Genomic DNA, 404 nt, shown 5'->3' on the forward strand with positions numbered 1-404 from the left:
GTCCAGGAGCCCGGTGCGCACTGGCCACCGAGCGGGTTGAGGTCTGCGATGCAGGGCACATCCTGCGGCGACGTGTAGGTCGTGATCGTAGTGCCGTCCGGCGCGCCTGACAGCAGCGCCTCCGAGACCAGTGTCGGCTCCCACTCACTCTGGCGCGGCAGCGTGACGATGAGGCCCTGATCACCGGGCGTGGGAAGGTTGTCGATCGACACGACCCGGTCCATCGGGAGGGTGCCGGAGTTGGTGACCGTGTATCGCCACGTCTCGGTGCCGCCCGGAAGCGTGACCGGGATGCACGGGGCACGATAGAAGCCGTCTGCGGTGGCAGCGTCGGCGCAGTCGAAGGCATTCGAGTTGTTGAGCAATTCGGGGATGCCCGGCTCGCCGTGCGGCGCATCCGCCTT

At 67.8% G+C, this 404-nt stretch carries 1 protein-coding gene; it reads right to left on the reverse strand.

What is annotated here, in order from left to right:
- The coding region (locus BJP32_RS17420; protein WP_158043323.1) for a hypothetical protein at positions 1-404 on the reverse strand (404 nt) is incomplete at both ends.

It is taken from the genome of Brevundimonas sp. ZS04, from assembly GCF_001956865.1.
Lineage (GTDB): Bacteria > Pseudomonadota > Alphaproteobacteria > Caulobacterales > Caulobacteraceae > Brevundimonas > Brevundimonas diminuta.